The sequence below is a fragment of the Cognatishimia sp. F0-27 genome (genome assembly GCF_020667845.1).
Lineage (GTDB): Bacteria > Pseudomonadota > Alphaproteobacteria > Rhodobacterales > Rhodobacteraceae > JAFMPQ01.
In genome coordinates this window covers 190939-214242 of sequence record NZ_JAFMPQ010000001.1, presented here as the reverse complement: position 1 = coordinate 214242, position 23304 = coordinate 190939, and the positions used below count along the sequence as shown (strand labels likewise).

General features: G+C 63.2%; 12 protein-coding genes. 5 read left to right on the top strand and 7 right to left on the bottom strand.

Features of this window, described 5'->3' with window-relative positions:
- Positions 1–145: 145 nt before the first annotated feature.
- The 5 genes from J1C49_RS00980 to pip all read right to left on the bottom strand — a co-directional run bounded on the left by J1C49_RS00980 (position 146) and on the right by pip (position 6878).
- A complete protein-coding gene (locus J1C49_RS00980; RefSeq protein ID WP_227443892.1) occupies positions 146–1696 on the bottom strand; it encodes an ABC transporter substrate-binding protein in 1551 nt (516 codons plus the stop codon).
- A 165-nt stretch (positions 1697–1861) separates the two neighbouring features.
- Positions 1862–3523, bottom strand: a complete 1662-nt coding sequence (locus tag J1C49_RS00975) for an ABC transporter ATP-binding protein (protein ID WP_227443891.1) — start codon at positions 3521–3523, stop codon at positions 1862–1864.
- Positions 3524–3527: 4 nt separating this feature from the next.
- Positions 3528–4730 carry an ABC transporter permease gene (locus tag J1C49_RS00970; RefSeq protein ID WP_227443890.1) on the bottom strand — a complete coding sequence of 401 codons (1203 nt, stop codon included), beginning with the start codon at positions 4728–4730 and terminating at the stop codon, positions 3528–3530.
- Positions 4727–5722 (bottom strand): ABC transporter permease, encoded by a 996-nt coding sequence (locus J1C49_RS00965; protein ID WP_227443889.1) that lies wholly within the window; start codon positions 5720–5722, stop codon positions 4727–4729. Before J1C49_RS00965 ends, J1C49_RS00970 begins: the two co-directional genes overlap by 4 nt.
- 178 nt (positions 5723–5900) lie before the next feature.
- A complete protein-coding gene (gene pip, locus J1C49_RS00960) occupies positions 5901–6878 on the bottom strand; it encodes a prolyl aminopeptidase (RefSeq protein WP_227443888.1) in 978 nt (325 codons plus the stop codon).
- Positions 6879–6925: 47 nt separating this feature from the next.
- On the opposite strand from pip, the gene ubiG reads away from it, so the two are divergent.
- Positions 6926–7660 carry a bifunctional 2-polyprenyl-6-hydroxyphenol methylase/3-demethylubiquinol 3-O-methyltransferase UbiG gene (gene ubiG, locus J1C49_RS00955; protein ID WP_227443887.1) on the top strand — a complete coding sequence of 245 codons (735 nt, stop codon included), beginning with the start codon at positions 6926–6928 and terminating at the stop codon, positions 7658–7660.
- A gap of 130 nt (positions 7661–7790) precedes the next feature.
- Here the strand turns inward: ubiG and J1C49_RS00950 are convergent, their stop codons facing one another.
- Positions 7791–9365, bottom strand: coding sequence for a 2-isopropylmalate synthase (locus tag J1C49_RS00950; RefSeq protein ID WP_227443886.1), 1575 nt, complete (start codon positions 9363–9365; stop codon positions 7791–7793).
- 339 nt (positions 9366–9704) lie between these two features.
- Between J1C49_RS00950 and J1C49_RS00945 the strand changes: the two genes are divergently transcribed.
- The gene (locus tag J1C49_RS00945; RefSeq protein WP_227443885.1) at positions 9705–12764 is read left to right on the top strand and encodes a calcium-binding protein; all 3060 of its coding nucleotides are present in this window, start codon (positions 9705–9707) and stop codon (positions 12762–12764) included.
- Between the two features lie 257 nt (positions 12765–13021).
- On the opposite strand, the gene epsE is transcribed toward J1C49_RS00945, so the two are convergent.
- On the bottom strand, positions 13022–14263 hold the full coding sequence (gene epsE / locus J1C49_RS00940) for an exopolysaccharide biosynthesis GT4 family glycosyltransferase EpsE (RefSeq protein ID WP_227443884.1): 1242 nt from the start codon (positions 14261–14263) through the stop codon (positions 13022–13024).
- Positions 14264–14444: 181 nt separating this feature from the next.
- Here epsE and J1C49_RS00935 point away from each other — a divergent pair, with 181 nt between their 5' ends.
- The 3 genes from J1C49_RS00935 to J1C49_RS00925 all read left to right on the top strand — a co-directional run bounded on the left by J1C49_RS00935 (position 14445) and on the right by J1C49_RS00925 (position 23302).
- Positions 14445–15278, top strand: coding sequence for a glycosyltransferase family 2 protein (locus J1C49_RS00935; protein WP_227443883.1), 834 nt, complete (start codon positions 14445–14447; stop codon positions 15276–15278).
- Complete coding sequence (locus J1C49_RS00930) at positions 15275–16639, top strand: oligosaccharide flippase family protein (RefSeq protein ID WP_227443882.1); 1365 nt, start codon at positions 15275–15277, stop codon at positions 16637–16639. Before J1C49_RS00935 ends, J1C49_RS00930 begins: the two co-directional genes overlap by 4 nt.
- 195 nt (positions 16640–16834) lie before the next feature.
- Positions 16835–23302: a type I polyketide synthase gene (locus J1C49_RS00925; protein WP_227443881.1), complete on the top strand. Its 6468-nt coding sequence runs from the start codon at positions 16835–16837 to the stop codon at positions 23300–23302.
- The last annotated feature ends 2 nt before the right edge of the window (positions 23303–23304 follow it).

Here is a 23304-nt window from a genome sequence, read left to right as displayed (position 1 = left end):
GGAGGCGGGGCGGGGTTATGGGCATTGCCGCCGCGGGAGCGGGCGGGGACCACGGGGCTTTTTCGACCTGGATATGGCCGCCAAAAAGAAACGCCCCGCATTACTGCGGGGCGTTTGCACATCATGGTGAGGTCGGTCAGCCCGTTCAGGCGAACCACCAACGCTCGATCAGGCGCGAGCTGTCCATCTGGAACACGTTGCCGATCGTGCCGGAGTTGGTCAGCTTGGTGGAATGCGCATCGACGTAGTTGGCATACATCGGAACAACCGTGCCGCCCTCTTTCGACATGATCATCTGCATCTCTGTATATTGATCGCGACGCACATTGGTGTCGAGCTCTGCGCGGGCGCTGAGCAGAAGCTCCTGGAAGCGCGCGCTGTCTTTCTCGTCCCACTGGGTGTCATTCCACGGCACACCGGCTTCGTAGGCGGTGGAGAACATCCAGTCCTCAGTGGCGCGGCCCGACCAGTAGCAGGCGCACCAGGCTTTCTTGAGCCAGACATTGGACCAGTAGCCGTCGGCCGGTTCCTGCACGACGTTGATGTCGATGCCGGCGGCTTTCGCGGAGGCCTGATAGAGCTGTGCCGCGTCGACGGCACCCGCGAAGGCTGCGTCGGAGGCGGACAGATCCACCTGAAGCCCGTCGAGACCAGCTTCCTTGAGCAGGGCCGCGGCCTTATCAGGGTCGTAGCTGTTCTGCTCGAGATCGGCGGCGTAATAGGTGTTTGCCGGGCCGATGGGGTGGTCGTTGCCGACCTTGCCGTGGCCTTGCAGGATCTTGTCGACCATTTCCTGACGATTGATGGCGTGCTTGAGCGCCTGGCGCACCTTCAGGTTGCTGTAGGGATCGAGATCCGTGAGCATCGGGAAGGTGTAGTGCTGGTTGCCGGTCACCTCGAAGATGTTGACCATGGGGTTGGCGCGCATCAGCGGCTCGGTCTTGAAATCCACGCGGTTCACGGCATCGACCTGGCCGGTCATCAAGGCGTTCATGCGTGCGGAGGCGTCGTTGATCGCGATGATCTCGACACTGTCGAACCAGCCTGCGCGGCCGTCCTTGTAGTGACCATCGACGCGGCTCAGCAAGGTGCGCACACCGGGGTCGAAGCTTTCGACCTTGTAAAGACCCGTGCCGATGCCGTTGGCAATCGCTTCCTCGATCTGACCGTCGGGGAAAATACACAGGTGATAGTCCGACAGCAGGAACGGGAAATCCGCATTCCCGGCCTTCAACACCATGGTCACTTCATGCTCGCCGGTCTTGGTCATCTCGGCGACGTTCTCGACGATCGGCTTGGCGGCGGATTTTGCGCCTTCGGCGGTGTGCATCTGCAGCGATGCGATTACGTCATCGGCACCAAACGGCTTGCCGTTGTGGAATGTCACGCCGGTCCGAAGCTTGAAGACCCAGGTCTTCGCATCAGCGGAGGCTTCCCAGCTTTCAGCCAGTTCGCCGACCAGTTCGCCATCTGCGGCCACCTCGGTCAGCGTATCAAAAACCGCGCCATGCCCGGCCATGATCATATAGCTGTCGGAGTGAGTCCGGCTGTCCCAGGTGTCCGACGTGTTCGCGCCGGCAAGGCCGAGGCGGAGGGTGCCGCCACGCTGTTGGGCGCGAACCGGCAGGCCGGTTGCCGCAAGCACACCGGCGGCGGCGCCGGTCTTGAGCAGTCCGCGTCTACTGATATTGGTCATTGTCTTCGTCTCCCTAGTGTATCGCGGCTTGCTGCCGCTGTATTGCCGCGCCTGAAAGCGCTTCGATTCCCGATATAGCTTACATAATATCTGACAGCATGACAGGGATGCGTCACATTCTCTTCAGCAAACGCTTCAGGATGGACGCCTCCGGGGTCACGGCGGTCAGCTCATTTTCTCGACAGCCGCATCCCCGATATTGTCCACGCCGCGCTCCTTGAGCAGATTGGTTAGCCAGTCAGGGTCCATTTCCGGCACGGAGGACAGCAACAGGTCGGTATAGGCATGATGTGGCGGCTTGAACATGTCGCGCTTCGGGCCTTGTTCGACCACTTCACCGTTTTTCATCACCACCACCTCGTCGGCGATGGAGCGCACGGTGGCCAGATCATGGGTGATGAACATGTAGCTCAGCTTCAGATCGTCCTGAAGCCGCGCCAGCAAGCGCAGGATGCCCTCGGCCACAAGCTGGTCGAGCGCGGATGTCACCTCGTCGCAGATGATGAATTTCGGTTCAGCCGCCAGCGCGCGGGCGATGCCGATGCGCTGCTTCTGGCCGCCCGAGAGCTCGGAAGGCAGTCGGTCGAAATACTGGTCCGCGGGCAACTCGATCTCGTCGAGCAACTCCTCGACACGTTTGCGTTTCTGTTTGCCGGTCAGCCCCATATAGAACTGCACGGGCCTGCCGATGATCTCGCCGATGGACTTGCGCGGGTTCAACGCGGTATCGGCCATCTGGTAGATCATCTGGACCTGCCTGAGCTGGTCCTTGTTGCGTTTGCGGTAATCGAGCGGCAGGGCTGCGCCATCGAGCTCGATCGCGCCGATCCGTGGCGGCAAAAGCCCGGTGATACAGCGCGCCGTGGTGGATTTTCCGGACCCGGATTCGCCCACGACCGCGACGGTGCGGCCTTCGTGGATGTCAAAGCTCACATCATGCAGCACGTCAATCTTGCCATAGGCGGCCGTCACGTTCTGGACCGAGATGACCGGGGTCGCGCCGGTGTTCACAGGCGGCTTGGCTGGCCGCTGGAACTCCCGCACGGCCCAGAGCGACTTGGTATAGTCCTGTGTCGGGTGCGCGAGCATCGTGCGGGTGTCGGCCTCTTCGACCTCGTCGCCCTTGAGCAAAACCTTGATCCGGTCGGCCATCTGCGCAACCACGGCGAGGTCGTGGGTGATGTAGATCGCGGCAGTGTCGAATTCGTCGACGATCTGGCGGATCGAGGCAAGCACCTCGATTTGGGTGGTCACGTCGAGCGCTGTGGTTGGTTCGTCAAAAATGATCAGATCCGGCCGGCACGCCATCGCCATGGCGGTCATGGCGCGCTGAAGCTGTCCGCCGGAGACCTGATGCGGATAGCGAAAGCCGATTTCCTCGGGATTGGGCAGGCGCAGCTTGCGATAGAGCTCCATTCCGTCCTTGGCGCTCTCGGACCGGCTCATGACACCGTGCTGCACGGGCGCCTCGGTATGTTGATCGATGATCTTGTGAGCCGGGTTGAAGCTGGCGGCGGCGGATTGCGCGACATAGGCGATGCGCTTGCCGAGTAGCTGCCGCTTGGTTTGCGCGCTGGCTCTGAGAACGTCGATCCCGTCAAAATGCACAGAGCCCTGCGAGATGCGGACACCGTCGCGGGTGAACCCCATGGCGGCAAGGCCCAGCGTGGATTTCCCCGCGCCCGATTCACCGATAAGCCCGAGCACCTCGCCCTTGTTCAGCGTCAGGTCGACGCCCTTGATGATCGGGGTCCAGGTCTCGTCGGAGCGGCCTTCCATGTAGATGCCGCGCATTTCGACCAACAGGCGGGACGTGTCGTCTTGCATGTCCTTACTCCTTCAGGCCCGAAGACCGGTAGAGCATCCAGTCCACGACAAAGTTGACCGCCACCGTCAGCAACGCGATGGCCCCTGCGGCCATCAGCGGCAGCGCGGCAGTCAGCGGTGAGAAGGCCGCGAAGTTGATGAATTGCGACAGGTCGCGCACCATGGTGCCCCAATCTGCCAGTGGTGGCTGGATGCCCACACCGAGAAAGCTCAGCGACGCAATCGTCAGGAAGACGAAGCAGAACCGCAATCCGAACTCGGCCAGAAGCGGCGCCGTGGCATTGGGCAGGATCTCCTTGAAGATCAGGTATCCCAGACCCTCGCCGCGCAGTTTGGCGGCCTCGATGTAATCCATCACGACGATGTTCATGCCCACGGCGCGGGCCAGACGGAAAACCCGGGTGCTGTCGATCACAGCGATGATCAAAACCATGTAGACGGTCAGAAGCCATTTCTCGGACCCGGCCCAGGCGCTGGCGATGGTCATCAGGAGCAGCGCGAAGATCAGCGACGGAATCGCCATCAGCACGTCGACCGCACGCGAAAGCACCTGATCCAGCACGCCTTGCAAGGTCGCGGCCAGAAAGCCCAGCGAGCCGCCGAGGAAGAACGCGATCAGCGTGGTGGCAAAGGCGATGCCGACGGTATTCTGCGCGCCGTAGATCAGGCGACTGAGCAGGTCGCGACCGATCTGGTCGGTGCCGAGGATATGGTCCGGATTGCCGCCGGTTGCGGCATTGCCGCCCGGCAGGGCATTGACCTGCTGGAAGATTTCCTCCTGACCGTAGGGGGCGATCACTCCGGCAAAGATCGACACGAACGCATAGATGAGGATCACGAGAATCCCGAAAGAGGCGGTCAGCGGCATCTGGCGAAAGAGCTTCTTGCTCCCCGCCGTGCCTATATTGCGCCCCAGAAGGCGGAACACCCAGGCGGCGATTGCAAAGATGATCAGGCCCTGCACGGCCCAGCGGAAGAAGGTCACACCGGCATCTGGCGTGCCCTGTTCGGTCATGACGGGCTGAAAATAGTAAAAGACCGCGAGGATCGCGAGCGTCACACCAAGGACATACCCAAAGGCCACGGCGAGGGGCATATCGCGGAAGAAGGGCTTGTTCCCGGTTGCTGTCTGTCCGGCAAAGCGAAACACCCAGCCGCCCACGGCAACGGCCGCGAGATAGAGCACAAACCAAACCATACCACTCATTTCGGATGCCTCAGACGCGGGTTCGACAGGATCGACAGGATATCCGCCGTCAGGTTCAACAGGATGTAGGCAGCGGCAAAGATCAGGCAGCAGGCCTGCACCACCGGGATGTCGCGGATCTTGACGCTATCAACGAAGAGCTGACCGATACCGGGATAGACAAAGACCACCTCGACCACGACAACCCCGGTGATCAGGTAGGCAAGGTTGAGCGCGATGACGTTGATGATCGGCGCGAGCGCATTGGGCAAGGCGTGCTTGACGATGACGCGCATCGGGCTGATCCCCTTGAGGCGCGCCATCTCGATATAGGGGCTGGCCAGAAGGTTGATGATCGCGGCCCGGGTCATGCGCATCATGTGCGCCGTAACCACCAGCGTCAGTGTCAGCGCCGGGAGGAGCGTCTTCTGCAAGCGCTCGCTGAAAGGCATTCCGTCATAGATGTTCGAGAGCGATGGCAGGATCGGGTTCAGCACGGCAAGGAACAGGATCAGGATGTAGGCCATGAAGAATTCAGGGCTGGAGATCGAGCTCAGCGTCGAGACATTGGCCGCCTTGTCGAAGGCCGAATTGCGGTAGAGCGCGGCAAGGATACCCAACCCCACCGCGAAGGGCACAGCAATCGCCGCCGTGACCCCGGCAAGGAACATGGTGTTGGCGAAGCGTGGCGCAATCTGTGCGGCAACGGTTGTGCGTGCACCGCTGTCATCCCCGACGAAACTGGCGAAATTCGCCTGTGCGAAACTGTTGCCAAGGTCGCCCTGCAAGGCGCCTCCGAGCCATTGGAAATAGCGTGTGATCGGCGGTTGATCGAGGCCGAGATCCCGGCGGATGGCCGCGACCGCTTCCGGAGTCGCGCCCTGTCCGAGAATGGCTTGGGCAAAATCGCCGGGAAGCATGTTGACCGCGGTGAAAATCACGATCGAGACGATGAAGAGCGTCAGCACGCCGAGGGCAAGACGCTGCAAAATGATTCTGAGAACCGAGTTCACTATCCCTGCAGTCTTGTTGTTATCATTACGGTAACGTTAACGGCTGCTCGGGGGCTGTAAAGCGGCCATTGGACCCGGATGTCGCTTTTTTACAATTTCTGGCGCAAATGCACCGGGAGTCCGGCGTTGAACAGCCGAGACAAATCTTGGCAAGTCGTCCGGGATCGCTCCGGCGCGCTCAGCGAGACAACACGGCAATCTGATCCATGATCCGCACCAACTCGGCGCTGATTCCGGGTTCGGACAGCGCGTGACCGGCATTCCGAATCATCCTCAGATCCGCATCGGGCCAGGCGCGGGCAAGCTCCCAGGCCGCCCGTGGCGGGCATATCATGTCGTATCGCCCCTGCACGATCACGCCGGGGATCCCGTGCAGACGGTCGGTATTGGCAAGGATCCACCCGTCATGCGCAAGGAAACCGGCATTGGTGAAGTAATGGTTCTCCAGCCGGGCAAAGGCGCGGGCATAGTCTCCGGGCGCCTCGCCGCCCTGACCGGACGAATGCACGGACGCGAGCGCGTTTTCCCATGCCGACCAGGCCTGTGCAAACTTGGTCTCGGTGCGCAGGTCACCGGAAAACAACCGCCGGTGATAGGCGGCGATGAGGTCGCCGCGCTCGTCCTCGGGTATGAGATCGCAAAAGCGCGCCCAAGGTTCTGGCCAGAATTGCCCGGCGCCCCCCCCATAGAACCAGTCCAGCTCGGATTGTGTCATCATGAACACGCCGCGCAGCACGAGCCGCGCCGCCCGCTCCGGGTGGCTGATCGCATAGACCAGCGCCAAGGTCGCCCCCCAACTGCCGCCGAACACGATGAAGCGCTCGATGCCGAGGGTCTCGCGAATGCGCTCGATATCGCCGACAAGATCCCACGTGGTGTTGTTGGTCACGCTCGCGTGCGGGCGGGAGCGGCCGCAACCGCGCTGGTCGAACAGGACGACGCGGAAGACGTCCGGGTCAAAATAGCGCCGCATCGCCGGGCTGCACCCGCCACCAGGGCCGCCGTGCAGAACGATCACGGGCACGCCGTCCGGATTTCCGCATTGCTCGACATAAAGCCGATGACCGTCGCCCATGTCGAGCGTGCGCTGGTCGTAAGGATCGATCGGCGGATAGAGATACTGCACTGCGCGCTTTTGGCTCGGGAATTTGTCCATCATCTTTCTATATTGGGTCACAGGCAGGAAAGACCATGGGGAATGTGATGTCGGGGACTGTAGACGCAAGCGAGATTGCGAAATTCGAGGCGATGGCTGCAGAATGGTGGGATCCGAACGGCAAGTTCAAGCCTCTGCACATGCTCAACCCGCTTCGGCTCGACTATATCACGACCCAGATCGCGGGAGAGTTTGACCGAGACCTGACAACACCCCGCCCCTTCGAAGGGCTGCGTCTTCTCGATATCGGCTGTGGCGGCGGGCTCCTCTGCGAGCCGATGACGCGGCTGGGCGCCACCGTGATCGGCGTGGATGCGGCGGAGCGCAATATCCCCGTGGCGCGCGCCCACGCGGCCCAATCCGGGCTGGAGATCGACTATCGCCACACCACTGCCGAGGCCATGGCGGAGTCGGGCGAACAGTTCGACGTGGTGCTGAACATGGAGGTGATCGAGCATGTGGCCGATCCGCTTGCGTATCTGACCGCCTGCCAGGCCCTGCTGCGCCCCGGCGGGCTGCATATTTGCTCGACGATCAACCGCAACCCCAAAAGCTTTGCCATGGCCATCGTGGGGGCAGAATATGTGATGCGCTGGCTGCCCAAAGGCACGCATGAGTGGTCAAAATTCATCACCCCGGAAGAACTCTACCAGCTTATGCGCGATGCAGGTCTGCACCCCGTTGACCGCAAGGGCATGGTGTTCAACCCGATCAGCTGGCAATGGCGCCTGTCCGACCGCGACCTGTCGGTGAACTACGTCACCGCGGCGCTCAAACCATGACACTGGCGGCCATGCGCGTCTGATCAAAAGTGCAACCCGGCCTCCCAAATGGGGCCGCGTCCCGTGTTTCTTTGGGCCGGAAATATCCCGGGGGTCTGGGGGCAGCGCCCCCAGCCGTCGACACGGGCGTTCAGCTGACATCCTTGTAGCTGATTTCCTTGACGTCCTTGCCGGTCTTCCCGCGGCGCACGACCAGCCGGTTGAGCGCGTTGATATAGGCCTTGGCAGAGGCAACCACCGTGTCCGTATCGGCGGACTGTCCGGTGGCGATCATCCCGTCTTCTTCCAGACGGACAGACACGGTGGCCTGCGCGTCCGTGCCTTCGGTCACCGCGTGCACCTGATAGAGCTGGAGCCGCGCGGCATTGGGATGCAGCGCGCGCACCGCCTTGAAGGTGGCATCGACCGGTCCGTCACCCTCGCAGGTGGCCGACACTTCCTTGCCGTCGATCTCCATCTCGAGAACCGCCTGCGCCGGCCCGCCCGTGCCACAGGTCACAGCGAGGTTCACAAGCTGCAACCGGTTGGTGTCGCCATCCGATGTGGCGGTCACAAGCGCAAGGATGTCGTCGTCATAGACCTCCTTCTTGCGGTCGGCGAGCTCCTTGAACCGGACAAACACGTCCTTGAGCTGGTTGTCACCGAGCTCCACACCCATCTGTCTGAGCTTGTCGCGCAACGCCGCACGTCCCGAATGCTTGCCCATGACGAGATTCGTCGCCTGCAGGCCGACATCCTCCGGACGCATGATCTCGAAGGTCTCGGCGTTCTTGAGCATGCCGTCCTGATGGATGCCGCTTTCATGCGCGAAGGCGTTCTTGCCGACGATGGCCTTGTTGAACTGCACCGGGAAGCCCGACACGGTCGAAACGCGCCGCGAGATGTGCATGATCTTCTTGGTATCGACGCCGGTCGTGTAGGGCATGATATCGCCCCGCACCTTGAGCGCCATCACCACCTCTTCGAGCGCGGTGTTGCCGGCGCGCTCGCCAAGACCGTTGATCGTGCATTCGATCTGGCGCGCCCCACCCTCGACCGCGGCCAGCGCGTTGGCGGTCGCCATGCCGAGATCGTTGTGACAATGGGTGGCAAAGATCACGTCATCCGCGCCCGGCACCGTCTCGATCAGCCGCCGGATGAGATCGGCGCTTTCGCGCGGCGCGGTATAGCCGACCGTATCGGGGATGTTGATCGTGCTCGCCCCCGCCTTGATCGCGATTTCGACCACGCGGCAGAGATAATCCCATTCGGTGCGGGTCGCGTCCATCGGCGACCATTGCACATTGTCGCACAGGTTCCGCGCATGGCTCACGGTCTGTTCGATGCGATCGGCCATTTCGTCCTGGGTCAGGTTCGGAATGGCGCGGTGCAACGGCGACGTGCCGATAAAGGTGTGAATGCGCGGCTTGGCGGCGTGTTTCACAGCCTCCCAGCAACGGTCGATATCGGGCAGTTGCGCGCGCGCCAAACCACAGATGACCGCATCCTTGGACCGCTCCGCGATCTCGGAGACGGCGCGGAAGTCGCCTTCGGAGGCGATGGGAAAGCCTGCTTCGATGATGTCCACCCCCATATCGTCAAGCAGCTCCGCGATCTCGAGCTTCTCGTCATGGGTCATGGTTGCGCCGGGCGACTGTTCCCCGTCGCGCAAGGTGGTATCGAAAATGACAACGCGGTTGGCGTCGGCTTGTGCTGATTGAGTCATGGGATTGCTCTTCTTGATGTCTTCTCGCGTGGATGGATCCGGAAAGGCCCCATCGGTGTCACTCTCGGCGCGAACACGTGTCTCCTCTGAGCGGTCGCGCCGGGACGGCCGCGCTCAGAGGCGAATTAGGAGAAGACGGGCGCCCAGCGCAAGGGGCACGCAAGCGCGTGTCGCAGCAGGGATATGGTCAAGCCTCGTCATGTGCAGACCATATCCTCCGATAACAGTTTTGAAAAGACCCCGCTCACGGCTTTGACCCGCTCTCGTTCCGGGGCATAGTTTCACAAAGGGCAAACGGCCCGACACGCAGCGCGCAACGATGCAGATGGCAGGATGGCGATGACACGGATCGGCAAGGCAATGATGCTGGCTCTCGGGCTGATGGGAGGCATGGGGCAAAGCGCAGCGCTGGCCGAGCAGGACAATATCCAGGCCTATTTCTTCGGGAACTCTCTGGTGCATCACGTCGAAAACAGCACGGGCCAGACCAATGTGCCGCACTGGATCGATGCCATGGCCGAAGCCGACGGCCGCCGCTTCGCAGTGGACGGGCAGTGGGGCTTTCTGCGGAATTTCGCAGCCGATGCGGCGCCGACGGCAAAATGGGGATTTCCCGGCGTGCAGGGGGTCTGGTCGCCCGATGACGGCCCGTTTGGCGCAGCGGGATATGACGCGGTCATCGTCACACCGGCCAACTTCATCCAGTATCAGGAACCGGATGTGCCTTATGACGGCGAGAATGCAGGCGGCGACAGCCCGTATTCCGCGGCGTTGCGCCTGTTTGACAGGATCGCGGGCCAAAGCCCCGACAGTAGACTCTACCTCTATGAAGGGTGGGCCGAGATGGCGGGGGTCGTGGCGACGTTTCCGCCGGACGAGGCAGATTTCGAACGCTATCACGCACTCAATGCCGGGTCCTATCATCGCTGGTATCGAACCCTGCTCGACGACATTGCGATCGCGCGACCGGCGCTGGAGATCGAGCTCATTCCGGTGGCTTCGGTTCTTGCGGGGTTGTTTGCCGAGGGCGGGCTGTTGTCGGATCTGGACCCGCGCGCGCTGTATACGGATGACGCGCCGCACGGGACGGAGACGCTCTATTTGCTGGCGGCGATGGTGACATACAGCGCGCTTTACGATGTGGCGCCGCCCTCTGGCTGGACACCGCCGGACGGTATCGCGACCGCCCTGCGCCAGAATTACCCGGCGATTGCAGCAGAGATCTGGCGCGCGGTGCAAAACGCCGGCCCTGCGCAGGTCCGTCCCGCGGCGCGCGCGGCGGCGGAGGAGGGACCGGCCATCGTGACAGCCCCGGACCCGGACTTGGCGGCAGAGGCCGCGGAGGCAGAAGAGGGCGGGGGCAACGCCGATGCGGCGGGCGCGGTGGACAGCGGGGCAGCGGTCGCACCCGGATTGCCGGAGCGCGCGCAGCTTGCCCTGCCGCAACCGGGCATGCGGCCAAGCGGTATCCCGGCGCTCGCGATGGGATTGAACGGGATCTCTGACTGGTCGACGCAGCACCCTTTCCTCGATCTGATGAAATCGTCGCGTGCCTGGGTTGGTCATGTGGGCGATACATGGGGCGCGGTGAGCGCCGAAGAACTGCGCAGCGCAGGGCACGTGAACCCGCAAGGCTGGCCGGTTTCCATGCCGGATGGTGTGCGCGCGCTGGAAGCGGTGTTGTTGACCGATCAGGCGCCCGAGGCGGAGCATCTGCGGGGGCGTTACGTGCTGCGCTACGAGGGTGAAGGCCCGATCCGGCTTGAAGGCCGTGCCAAGCGGGTCCGCTATGAGCCGGGGCGCATCACCTTCGATTACGAACCGGGGCCGGGTCTCGTTGCCATATCGCTGCCAGAGATCCCCAGCGACAATCCGATCCGCAATATCTCCATCGTGAAGTCCGAGCATCTTCCGCTCTACGAGGCGGGGGCGTTGTTCAATCCGTTATGGATTGAGACCGTTCAGGACATGCGCGCCCTGCGCTTCATGGACTGGATGATGACCAATGGTTCGGTGGTCCGGAACTGGCAGGACCGACCGCGCATGGAGGATGCCACGTGGACGGTCTGGGGGGTGCCGCTGGAGGTGATGGTGCGCCTCGCAAACAGGATCGGGGCCGATCCGTGGTTTACCATGCCGCATCAGGCCGATGACGATTATGTCCGGCGTTTTGCCACCCAAGTGCGTGATACGCTCGATCCCGAGCTGAAAGCGTGGGTGGAGTATTCCAACGAGGTCTGGAACTTCCTCTTTCCGCAGGCGCATTGGGCGGCAGCCCAGGCCGAGGCGCTTTGGGGAAAGTCGGATACCGGCTGGATGCAGTATTACGGATTGCGTGCAGCGCAGGTTGCCGATCTGTGGACCGGCGTTTTCGGCGATGAGGCGGATGCCCGCCTGATGCGGGTGGTGAGCACACATACCGGGTGGCCCCAGCTTGAGGAAAGCATCCTGATGGCGCCCTTGGCCTTCCTCCAACTCGGCCGTGCCCCGCAAGAGAGTTTCGATGCCTACGCGGTCACCGGCTATTTCGGCTACGAGATGGGCGGGCCGGAGATGGCGCCGCGTATAAATGACTGGCTCGACCGCTCCGAAGCCGCGGCGCGTGCGGCGGGGGAGGCCGCCGGGCTACGGCGTGTGGCGTTGCGGGAATACGTCAGGGAGCGGCGCTTTGATGCGGCCTTCACCCCGGTGGCCCGGGCGTTGAGCGAGGGTTCGCTGCGGGAACTCGTCGAGGAGGTGTTCCCGTATCATGCCGGGGCAGCCTCTCGTGCCGGGCTGACACTGGTGATGTATGAGGGCGGCACCCATGTCACAGGCGTCGGCACGGCGGTCAATGACGAGCGGCTGACCGCGTTTTTCACCGCGTTCAACTACACGCCGGAGATGGCCAAGCTCTATGAGATCCTCTTGCTGGGCTGGATCAACGCCGGTGGCGTTCTGTTCAACGCCTTTGTCGACGTGGCTCCGGCAACGCAATGGGGCAGCTGGGGCGCGTTGCGCCACCTCAATGACAGCAACCCGCGCTGGGACATGCTCATGGCCTACAACGCCAGCGCGCCGTCCAACTGGGAAGCGCGTCCGCTTTCGGCCTTTGCCAACGGGATCAACCGCGTCGTGACCAGTGGCAACCAGAGGATGATGGGCACCAGCAAGGAAGACCTGCTGATCGGCGGACCGGGCAATGACACGCTGATCGGGTCGGGGGGGGATGATATCTTGCAGGGGGGTGGTGGCTCCGACAGGGCGATCTTGCCGGGAGCGCGGGCGGATTATGCCTTTGAGCGCGATGGCGCGCGGCTGATCGCGCGCGGCCCGAGGGGAACGGTCCGGCTGGCGGGAATCGAAACGCTGGTCTTTGAGGCAACACCCGCGGAGTCCACACCGGTTTCGGAGTTCTGAGAGCGTCGCGCATCACGCGTCACGCCTTGGCTGCTGGCCCTGCGATCCGGTCTGGATCGGGTGATCCCGTGGGAGCCTGCGCCGCTGCGGCGGGGGATGCGTTGCCGATGCGCGTGAGCGGGAGCGGATCGCAATCAACTCTTGGCATGACCTGCGCTTCGAACGGCGCGCGGGCCGTGCCCGGTTAGACCCCGTTTGATCTGCCATGCGCCGCCGTCTCGGGCCGGCGCGCTGCGCCGGGGAAACGGTCGCCGTCTTTACCGTGCGTTTTCTGGCTGGCGGCCTGCTTGCTCCGCCTTGATGCGGGAGATCTCATCAACGAGGAGTTCGGCACCCAGCGCGGAGCGGTAATGCGCAACCACATGGGCGCGCCCGGCTTTCGACAGGCGCTGGAGCCGCTCTGGGTCAGCCGCGAGATCGCGGATGGTGCGCGCAAGGTCGGTCGGCTTCTTGGGTTCGACAAGGATCCCGTTTTCACCGCTGGTGATCAGTTCGCGCACGCCACCGGCATCGGTGCCGATGGTCGGCACCTCCATGGACATGGCTTCCATATAGGCCACACCGAGCGGTTCGTGCCAGCTTGCCAAAACAAAGAGATGCGCCTCTTCGAGTTTGGCCTGAACGGTGCCCGCGTCGATCGCACCAAGAAGCTTGACGTGGTCTTGCAGACGCAGCTTCTTGAGATGGGCTTCAAGTTCCTTGCGGTAGCCGGTGCCGCCATCGTCATCCTCGCCCGCGATCTCGAGCCGGACATCCACACCCTGATCGAGCAATTGGCGCATGGATGACATCACGTCCTGATGGCCCTTGACGATGTTGAGCCGGCCACAGGAAAACAGGCGGATCGGTCGGCCATGTTCGGGGGCGCTGTAGATTTTGCCGCGCTTGAGTACATCCGTGTCGACGCCCATCGGGCGGATCAGGACACGCTCCGGCAGGTCACCTGACAGCGCTTCATTGACTTCCTCAAGCAGCTTCCGGGTGATGACCGTCGCAAAGGCGGCGGCGCGCCATTTGAACCGTTGGCCGGAGCCGTAGTCGGAAAGCGGGCCATGCAGCGTGAGCGAATAGGGCGGGCCGCCCGCGCTGTGCGCGAAACGCGCCACGAGGGCGGCCCGGGCGCAGGAATGCACATGAATGTGGTCAAGCTCGTGCTTGCGTGCATAGCCGAGAAGCGCTTCGGAGGCCGGAATGGCCAGAGCCGCGTCACGTGCAAACCGCACGCCTTCGCGCATGATCCACAAAGGCAGCCCGCGCGGCACGAGTCGGGTGAGCCCGCCGATCATCTCGCCGGGATGCACGCGCCCAAGATAGGTGGTGCGGGCCATGGCCTCGTTCGACCAGTCATGCGCAATCAACCCGGCCGGCGGCTTGCGGGTCGACAGAACATGAACCTCATGCCCCATGGCTTCCAGCGCGCGCAGTTCGCGCCAGAAAAAGATGTGCGTCTGTCCCGGAAATTGCGGGACAAGATATCCGATCCGTAGAGGACGAGTCACGAGGCAGCCCGTTGTTGACCAAAGGATGAGCAGAGCGGCAAATGCCGCTGACAAGCCTAGGCGATTTCATGCTAAGGCCACAGTCGCCTGACAGATCCAACGCGTGAGTAAGGGAAAAATTTCGAGACCTGTGGTTTTACAGGAACGCATTCGCAGGGCCAGAAAGGAACGACCCAACGTCATGCAGCGATTTACGGTGATCATTCCGGCAAACAACGAGGCCGCTCTCATCGCAGGCACCCTCGATGCCGTGCTCTTGTCGGAATGGCGCCGCCCGGATCCGCTGGAGGTGATTGTCAGTGCCAATGCCTGCACAGACGAAACCGTCGGTCTTGCCCGGATGCGCGAACAAGCCTTTGCGGCGCGTGGGTGGCCGCTCAAGGTGCTGAACCGTGACGAGCCCGGCAAGATCGGGGCGCTCAATGCCGCCGACGCGGTCGCAACCGGGGACGCGCGCATTTACCTTGATGCCGACGTGACGGTATCGCCCCCGCTTCTGGCTCAACTTGCCGATCTGCTCGATGTGGCGGAGCCGCGCTATGCCTCCGGGAAGCTGTCGATCATGGCGAAGGGCCCGATTTCGCGGGCCTACGCGCGCATCTGGCGCCGGGTGCCCTTCATGCGGCAAGGTGTGCCGGGGGCGGGGCTGTTTGCCGTCAACGCGGCCGCCCGGGCGCGCTGGGGTCAGTTCCCCGATGTGATCGCAGACGATATCTTCGTGCGCCTGCAATTCGCACCGCCGGAGCGGATCGGCGCGGAAGCACCCTATGATTGGCCGATCGCCGAAGGGTTCGACGCGCTGGTCCGCGTGCGCACGCGGCAGGACCGTGGCGTGATCGAGATCGCGCAACGCTTTCCCGATCTTGAGCATAACGAAGACAAACCGGCCTTCCCCCTGTCCGAGAAAATCCGGCTGGCGAGTTCCGACCCCGTCGGATTTCTGGTCTATACCGGTGTCGCTCTGGCCTCGCGGCTGATGCGGCACCGCTCGGCGGGCTGGAGCCGTGGACGATGAGCGCATTGCGTGACCGCTTTCGCGGTCAATCCCTCTCCGCCCGGGTGTTGCGCTCGTCTGTTCTGACCGTTGGGGGCTTCGGCTTCAGCCAGGTGATCCGCCTGGCTTCGAACCTCATCCTCACGCGGCTCCTTTTTCCCGAAGCGTTCGGCCTGATGGCACTGGTCATGGTGTTTCTGATGGGGCTCGGGCAGTTTTCCGATGTCGGCGTCACGCCGGCGATCCTGCAATCGAAGCGCGGCGACGACCGGGACTTCCTCAATACGGCCTGGACAATCCAGGTGATCCGCGGGTTTGGCCTGTGGCTGGTCGCCTGTGCCGCAGCCTTCCCGATGGCCGCGCTCTATGACGAGCCGATGCTGACGCAGCTTTTGCCCGTTGCGGCGCTGACGCTGGTGATCGCGGGGTTTAAACCAACGCGTATGGATACGGCCAACCGGCACTTGATGCTGGGTCGGGTGACGGTGATCGATGCCTGCGTGCAGGTCATCGGCGTCGCGACGGCCATTGGCCTGGCGTGGCTGACCGGGTCTGTCTGGGCTCTGGTGATCTCCGGGCTTGTGGGCGGTATTGCGGAAATCATCATCAACTCAGTTGGCTTGCCGGGGGAGCGCAACCGCTTCCGCTGGGAAAAACCAGCGGCGCGCGAGCTGATCAATTTTGGCAAATGGGTGTTTCTCGCCACGGTATGCGGGTTTGTGTTTACGCAAGCTGACAAGATCCTGATCGGGAAATACCTGCCGCTGGATATCTTCGGGATCTACAATATCGGCTTTTTCCTGGCCGCCTTTCCGATGTTGCTCGGTGGAATGGTGACGCGCAAGATCCTCATTCCGATCTATCGCGAGACCCCGCCGCGCGAAAGCGCCGCCAATTTTGCACGGTTGCGCAAGATGCGCTTTGCGGTGTCGGCCTTGCTCATCGTGATGGTGGCGATTTTTGCCAGCCTCGGCGTCTGGCTCATCGAGCTGATGTATGACCCGCGCTATGCGCTCGCGGGCCCGATCGTGGTGGTGCTCGCGCTGGCACAGCTCCCGATGGTGATCGTGATGACCTATGATCAGGCCGCGCTGGCCGCCGGCGACTCGCGCGCGTTCTTCGTGCTTGCGGCGGTCCGCGCCGCCCTGATGGTTGTGTGCCTGATTGCCGGTCTCGAATTGGCGGGTCTGATCGGCGCGCTGGTGGGGCAGGGGATGGCCTTTGTGCTTGCCTACCCTGCGGTGGTCTGGCTCGCGCGCCGCATGGGCGCCTGGGACGGTTTGCACGACGCGGTTTTTGCTGTTTTTGGAGCCGCGGCGAGCATTTTGGCCTTATGGCTCAATTGGTCTGCCGTGGTTGACCTTGCGGCACGCGCGGGATGACTCGTATTGGCTCCGCTGTGGCAACAATGCTAAAATAACGACGCTTTGTTTCAGTAACTGCATAAATGCGCGCAAAAAGAGGGGTAACCCTGCCTCTTTTCGCCCCGGTTTCCTAAAAACCGCCGCATTTTATCAGCATTTCCTTTGGTGGACCCCGGTAGGACTCCAAGCGGGTGCAAGAGGAGTGACATGTCCATGACCGATCAGACGAACGGCACGGTGAGCGAGACGGATATCGCGATTGTGGGCATGGCCGCGCATTTGCCTGGCGCTGCGGATATTGCGACCTATTGGCAGAACCTCCGCGACGGCGTGTCTGCCATCCGGCGCTTCTCCGAGGACGCGCTGGAGGATGCCGGTGAGGATTCAGGCCTCATGCGGCACCGCGATTACGTGCCTTTCGGTGCGCCGCTGGATGGGTTCGACATGTTTGACGAGGGCTTTTTTGGCCTCTCGCCGAAAGAAGCTGCCATCATGGACCCGCAGCACCGCCGCTTTCTGGAAACGGCGTGGGAGGCGTTTGAAACTGCTGGTCACGTGCCGGAGAACTTCGAGGGTCCGATTGGCGTGTTTGCCGGCTGCGGCATGGGCAGCTATTTCTATTTCAACGTCTGTTCGAATCCCGACCTGGTCGAAAAGACTGGCATGTTCCTGTTGCGCCATACCGGCAATGACAAGGATTTCCTCGCCACACGGCTGAGCCACGTTCTGGACCTCAAGGGGCCGTCGATCAATCTGCAAACCGCCTGCTCGACCTCCCTGGTGGCAACGCATTACGCCTGTCAGGCCCTGCTTAATGGCGAATGTGACATGGCCCTTGCGGGCGGTGTGACCATCGAGCTGCCGCAGGGGCGCGGGTATCTCTACAAGGAAAACGAGATCCTTTCGCCCGACGGGGCCTGTCATGCCTTCGATCATCGCGCGCAAGGAACCGTCTTTGGTTCCGGCGCCGGGGTTGTGGTGCTGCGCCGGCTGGCCGATGCAATCGCGGATGGCGACCATATCTGGGCGGTGATCAAGGGCTCTGCGGTCAACAATGACGGCGCGGCCAAGGCCGGCTATCTTGCGCCATCCGTGGACGGGCAGGCCAAAGCCGTGGCCGAGGCGCAGGCCGTCGCTGGCGTTACCGCCGACACGGTCGATTACGTCGAATGTCACGGAACCGGCACCTATCTCGGCGATCCGATCGAGGTGGCCGCCCTGACGCAGGCGTTCCGCGAAACATCCGATGCGGTGGATCATTGCCGCATCGGGTCGGTGAAAACCAATATCGGGCATCTCGATACCGCCGCCGGTGTTGCCTCGCTGATCAAGGCAAGCCTTGCGCTGCATCACAAGGAGATGCCGCCCTCCCTGAGCTACGAGGCGCCCAACCCGGCGATCGATTTCGAGGGCTCGCCGTTTTCGGTCAATGACAGGCTGACCCCCTGGACTGCGTCCGCGCATCCACGGCGCGCGGGCGTCAACTCGCTGGGGGTCGGCGGCACCAATGCTCATGTGGTGCTCGAGGAGGCGCCCGCTGTTGCCGCTTCCCAAGGCAGCGACTGGCCCTTCCAGATACTGTCGCTTTCCGCGCGCTCGAAAGCAGCACTCGAAGGCAACGCCGCTGCCTTGGCCGACCACCTGCAAGCCCGGGGCGATCAGTCGCTCGCTGATATTGCCTGGACCTTGAAAACCGGACGGCGGGCTTTCGAAAAGCGCCTCGTCGTGGTCGCTGAAACCCATGCGGAAGCCGCAGACCTCCTGATGTCCGGAAATCCGCGTCGGGTGCATCTGCATGACCGCCTTGAACGGGCCGAAACCGCGTTTCTCTTTCCCGGCGGTGGTGCACAATATGCGGGAATGGCACGTGATCTCTATGAAACCGAGCCGGTCTTTGCCGAGTGGATGGATCGCGGGCTCGATCACCTCGCGACGCTGAGCGATGTCGACATGCGGGCACTGTGGCTCCCGGACGAGGCGGCCACGCAAGAGGCCGACGCGTTGTTGCAGAAACCATCGCTGCAACTGCCGCTGATCATGATCACCGAATACGCATTGGCGCAGCTCTGGATGAGCTGGGGTATCGAACCCGTTGCGCTGTCCGGCCACTCTATGGGCGAGAACACCGCGGCCTGTGTGGCGGGGGTGATGCGGTTCGAGGATTGCATCGGGCTCGTGCATTTGCGCGGACGTCTCTTCGATACGGTTCCAAGGGGCGGGATGCTGTCGGTAGCCCTGCCCGCCGATGCGCTGCGCACGCGTTTGGGCGATGCGCTCGATCTGGGTGCCGTGAACGCGCCGGGGCTGTCGGTTGTTTCGGGGCCGCAGGCGGCGCTTGACCGGTTGCAGGCAACGCTGGAAGCCGAAGATATCGACTGTCAGCGTATCGCCATCGATATCGCGGCCCACAGCCGCATGCTCGATCCCATTCTCGAGGATTTCCGCGCGTATCTGCGCACGATCCCTCTCGCGCCGCCGAAGATCCCGCTGACATCAAACCGCACAGGCGCGATGATGACCGATGCCCAGGCGACCGACCCGGATTACTGGGTCGACCATCTGCGCGGCACTGTCTTGTTCGAAGCCTGTATCGGCGCCCTTGCCAGACCCAATCGGATCCTGCTCGAAGTGGGGCCGGGCAAGGCCCTGACATCGCTGGCCCGCCAGCATGATGCGGTTACGCCCAATCAGGTGCTCTCGTCGCTGCGCCATCCCGAAGACCGGATTGCCGATGACAAGCACATGTTCGAGGTGCTGGGCCGTCTCGACGCGCTTGGTCAGAGTATTGACTGGTCCCAGGTCTGGGGCGACACGACCCGCCGTCGGGTGCCCCTGCCAACCTACGCTTTCCAGCGCGCGCGATACTTCATCGAACCGGGCACGCAGGCGCAGCGGGATGCGCCGCAATATTTGATGCGCGACGACACCATCGAGGACTGGGGGTGGGCACCGCGCTGGCGGCCGCGTTCCGCGCCCATCGAGAGTGACGTGATTGCCGGGCTTGACGAGGCGGAAAAGCAGGTCTGGCTGATGTTCATGGACGAAACCGGTTTGGCGGCGCGCGCCGCTGCCAAGCTGCGCCGGGCCGGGCATGACGTGGTCGAACTGCGCCCGGGCGACATGTTCTCGCGGCTGGCCGACATGCGTTACGTGCTTGCGCCGGAGCGCGGGCGCGAAGGCTATGATCTGTTGTTGCAGGACCTCGCCTTGCAAGGGGTTGTCCCGACCCGGATCGCCCATTTCTGGCTTGTGACGGAAGGGGAAAGCCATCGACCGGGGTCCTCGTTCTTCAATCGCGTGCAGGAGCAGGGCTTTTATTCGCTGATGTTTCTTGCGCAGGCCATGGAAGAGGAAGGGTTGCCCCGGCCGATGCATCTTTGCGTGGTCACGAACGGTGCGGCACGGGTCCATGACGAGGCGTTCACGCATCCTGCCAAATCGACCCTTGCAGGTCCGGCGCGGGTTATTCCGCGCGAACTGCCGGGCGTGACCGTCTCCACGCTCGACATTGTCCTGCCGGCCGCGGAAAGCGGGTCGGTCTTTGCTGCCGCGCGGAGGCGCGCACAGCGCGATGCTGCGCTTGACCGTCTGGCCGACCATGTGCTCGAGGATCTTCTTGCGGAGCCCAACACCGCCATCGCCGCGCTTCGGGACGGCCGCCGGTTCGAAGTGGCGATGAAGCGGTTGCCCCTGGCCACAGCCGCGCCGCAGCCGGAGACGGGTGGTGTCTACCTGATCACCGGCGGCTTTGGCGGGATCGGGCTCAGTCTCGCACGCGATTTTGCATCCCGTGACGGCAAGGTGGTTCTGGTATCACGGAACCCGTTGCCGGACCGCGCCGACTGGCCGAGTTATCTGGCCCGCCATGCCCCGCAGGATCGCACAGCGCGCCGGATCCGCGCGGTGATGGCGCTGGAGGAAACCGGGGCCGAGATCATGGTCGCCGCGGCGGATGTGTGCAATTTCGATCAGATGTCCAAGGTCCGCGAAGCGGCGGAAGCCCGGTTCGGTCCAATCACCGGCGTGGTGCATGGCGCGGGCGTGATCGCAGACGCCCCGCTTCTGGCCAAGACGCCGGCGTCAGTCGAAGATGTCTTCACGCCGAAAATCCACGGCACCGAGGTTATCGGGCGCGTCTTCCCGGATGGCGCCGTGTCATGGATCGCTCTGTTCAGTTCCTCCTCGACGGTCACGGCGCCCGCGGGACAGGTCGACTACGTCGCCGCAAACGAGTTTCTCAACGCGTTTGCGCAGGCGCGCGCCGGGGGCAAGACCCGCGTGGTTGCGATCAACTGGGGCATCTGGAACGAGGTCGGCATGGCCGCCGAAGCGGTGTCATCCCGGCGCGGTGATCTGCCGGAAGTGTCACGCGATCCGGTCGCCCTCCCGATGCTTGACAGTGGAACGTTCGATGCTGAAGGCAACCGCGTCTTCGAGGCCCGTTTCACACATCAGGACTGGTTCATCAACGAACACCGCACCCGCACGGGGGACGCGCTCCTTCCCGGGACGGGTTACCTGACATTGGCCGCCCACGCGCTTGCAGCGCATCACGAACCCGGCGCTTTCGAGATCCGTGACTTGAACTTCCTGCGCCCTCTGCGGGTGGCGGATGCAGGCGCGCGTGATATCCGGGTGCGCCTCAGCCGGTCGGACCAGGGGTACGGCTTTGCCGTTCTCGCCGATGCCACGCTCAACGGCCGCAAGGGCCATGCCCTGACCGCCGAGGCGACCGTGTCCTTGATGCCTCAGGCGCGACCGGAGCCGATTGATCTTGACGCGATCCGCGCCCGTTGCGGCGCCATTCACAAGGCCGAACCGGGCTCGAAACTCGCGGCGGCACAAGCCGTCCTGCTCGAATTCGGCCCTCGTTGGCAGGTGCTCGACAGCACCGCGCTCGGTCAAAGAGAGGGGATTGCGACGCTGTCATTGCCCGCTGAAGCCAGAGGGGATGACTGCCTGATTCACCCGGCGCTCATGGATATCGCGACCGGTTGGGCCATGGGGTTGATCGATGGCTGGCAGCCGACCAATCTCTGGGCGCCGGTGCGCTATGGCCGCGTGCGCGTGCATGCGCCGCTCGGCGATACAGTCGTCAGTTGGGTGCGCAACGCGGCTGACAACACTGCGGCCCGCGAAACCGCGAGCTTTGATGTCACGCTTTGCGCGCCGGACGGCACGGTGCTTGTGGAGATCTCGGGTTTCACGATCAGAAAGCTGGAATCCCTCGACATCTTGCAGGCAATGCCCCGCCTCACCGCCGCGGAGATCGAATTCGACGAGGCCCAGTCGGGTCAGCCACTGTCGCCAGCCGAAGAGCGGCTTGCGCATAATCTCTCGCAGGGGATTCTGCCAGTGGAAGGGGTCGATGCGTTTCACCGCGCGCTTGCGCGTGGCCGTCCGCAGCTTGTCGTGTCCTCCATGGATCTCGACGCGCTCACCCGTCAGACTGCTGCGAGCACTGCGGAGCGTGACAGCTCCCAGAGCTTCGAACGTCCGGAACTCGACAGTGATTTCGTCGCTCCGGAAACCGAGATCGAAAAAACGCTCGCAGGGTTCTGGGAGGAGCTTCTGGGTGTCTCCAACGTTGGCGTCGAAGACAGCTTCTTCGACCTCGGTGGTCATAGCCTGATTGCGGTGCGCCTGTTCGCGATGGTCAAGAAAACCTATCGGGTCGATTTCCCGATTTCTGTCTTGTTCGAAGCGCCGACGATCCGCGCCTGCGCGGCGCTGATTGCCGACCAGGCAGGCATCGCGGACCGCCCCGGAGAAGAAGGTGATACGCCGGTGCAGGCCAAGCCCGAGCGGCGGTTCAAGCATCTTGTCGCGATGCATGACGGCGATGGCGGCCCGCGACAGCCGTTTTTCCTTGTTGCCGGGATGTTCGGGAACGTGCTCAACCTCCGCCATCTTGCGCATCTTCTGGGCGCCGACCGGCCCTTCTACGGGTTACAGGCGCGTGGCCTCTATGGCGGAGAGACGCCACATGACACCATTGAGGAGGCCGCGCGGGACTACATCGCCGAAATGCGGCAGGTCCAGCCGACGGGCCCCTACATGGTCGGCGGCTTCTCCGGCGGCGGCATCACGGCCTACGAGATCGCGCATCAGCTCGAAGCAATGGGTGAGACGGTCTCTCTCGTTGTGATGCTCGATACGCCGCTGCCGCGCCGTCGTCCGCTGTCGCGCGTCGACAGGGCCATCATTCAATGGCACCAAATGCGCGAAAAGGGCCCGCTTTATCCGTTCATCTGGGCCAGGAACCGTGTGCTTTGGGAGTTCACCAAGCGCAAGGGGACGGTCGGCATGACAGACGATGCCGCGGCCTTCCACAACGCCGAGATCGAAGCTGCCTTCTACCGCGCGATTGCGTGCTACGATGCGCGCCCGTGGGATGGCCGGCTGGTTCTGTTCCGGCCGCCTCTTCAGGGGAAATGGACGGTTTCGGGGGGCAAGCTGGTCAGCTCCGAGCGGAGCTATGTCCTGCCAGACAATGACTGGAGCGGAGCGGCTCCGCAGATCGAGGTTCATGAAGTGCCCGGCGATCACGACAGCATGGTGCTGGAGCCCAATGTGCGCGTCCTCGCGGCGATGATGCGCGAGGCCATCACGGGCGCAGAGGCCGCGGCAAGCGGGAAGGGCGCGGTTGTGGATTTCCCCGGTGCCCGCGCGGCGGAATAGCC

Bases quoted from the DNA above. Each gene is read 5' to 3' on its own strand.
- J1C49_RS00980 (WP_227443892.1), bottom strand. From the start codon at position 1,696: ATGACCAATATCAGTAGACGCGGACTGCTCAAGACCGGCGCCGCCGCC.
- J1C49_RS00975 (WP_227443891.1), bottom strand. From the start codon at position 3,523: ATGCAAGACGACACGTCCCGCCTGTTGGTCGAAATGCGCGGCATCTAC.
- J1C49_RS00970 (WP_227443890.1), bottom strand. From the start codon at position 4,730: ATGAGTGGTATGGTTTGGTTTGTGCTCTATCTCGCGGCCGTTGCCGTG.
- pip (WP_227443888.1), bottom strand. From the start codon at position 6,878: ATGGACAAATTCCCGAGCCAAAAGCGCGCAGTGCAGTATCTCTATCCG.
- ubiG (WP_227443887.1), top strand. From the start codon at position 6,926: ATGTCGGGGACTGTAGACGCAAGCGAGATTGCGAAATTCGAGGCGATG.
- J1C49_RS00950 (WP_227443886.1), bottom strand. From the start codon at position 9,365: ATGACTCAATCAGCACAAGCCGACGCCAACCGCGTTGTCATTTTCGAT.
- J1C49_RS00945 (WP_227443885.1), top strand. From the start codon at position 9,705: ATGACACGGATCGGCAAGGCAATGATGCTGGCTCTCGGGCTGATGGGA.
- J1C49_RS00935 (WP_227443883.1), top strand. From the start codon at position 14,445: ATGCAGCGATTTACGGTGATCATTCCGGCAAACAACGAGGCCGCTCTC.
- J1C49_RS00930 (WP_227443882.1), top strand. From the start codon at position 15,275: ATGAGCGCATTGCGTGACCGCTTTCGCGGTCAATCCCTCTCCGCCCGG.
- J1C49_RS00925 (WP_227443881.1), top strand. From the start codon at position 16,835: ATGACCGATCAGACGAACGGCACGGTGAGCGAGACGGATATCGCGATT.